This is a genomic window from Sphingobium sp. DC-2, from assembly GCF_000722555.1.
Taxonomy (GTDB): Bacteria; Pseudomonadota; Alphaproteobacteria; order Sphingomonadales; family Sphingomonadaceae; genus Sphingobium; species Sphingobium quisquiliarum.
Genome location: NZ_JNAC01000002.1, coordinates 1 through 711 on the forward strand (window position 1 = coordinate 1; position 711 = coordinate 711).

Annotated in this window: 1 protein-coding gene; it reads right to left on the reverse strand. The window is 66.2% G+C overall.

Annotation, left to right across the window (positions count from 1 at the left end; genetic code table 11):
- On the reverse strand, positions 1 to 599 hold a 599-nt coding region (gene istA, locus ET21_RS0100760), incomplete at its 3' end, for an IS21 family transposase (protein WP_030538199.1).
- Between the last annotated feature and the right edge of the window lie 112 nt (positions 600 to 711).

The following is a 711-nucleotide window of genomic DNA, read 5'->3' on the forward strand; positions in this document are numbered from 1 at the left end:
TTGTCGTAGATCCCCCGCAGCGGAACGCCGCCGAAGAAGGCAAAGCCCCGGGCATGGGCATCGAACACCATCTCCTGCGTCTCGCGGGGATAGGCCCGGACATAGACGGCCCGCGACGCGCACAGCCGCATGTGCGCCACCTTCACCCGCATCGGCTTGCCGGCGATCTCCACATCCTCGTGGCTCCAGTCGAACTGGTAGGCTTCGCCAGGCTGGAACAGCAGCGGGATGAAGGCCGGGGCGCCATCGCCAGCATCCTTGCGCCGGGCTTCCGCCCAGCGCCGGGCGTAGCGCCGGACCGCATCGTAGGATCCCTCAAACCCCTCCCGGCACAGCAGATCATGGATCCGCGTCATGCGCAGCCGATCGCGCCGGTGCCGCGTCTCGTTCTCCGTCAGCAGCGTGTCGAGCCGCTCCTGGAACGGCCCAAGCCGGGGCAGCGGTTGGACCGTACGGTGGTAATCGAACGCGCCTTCTGGCGCCCGGATCGCCTTGCGCACCACCTTGCGCGACAGCCGCAAATCCCGCGCAATCGCCTTGATCGCTTTACCGTTCGCGTGCTCGCGCCGGATCCGAACGACTGTCTCCACAACCAACATCCCGATCTCGCCACCTGGATTACCAGGCGGCTCGCTACACCATCGGAATGAGGGGTTCCTTTTAGACGCCGATCACCCCGCTAACGGGGTCCCTTTTGCACGCCGGTCCACA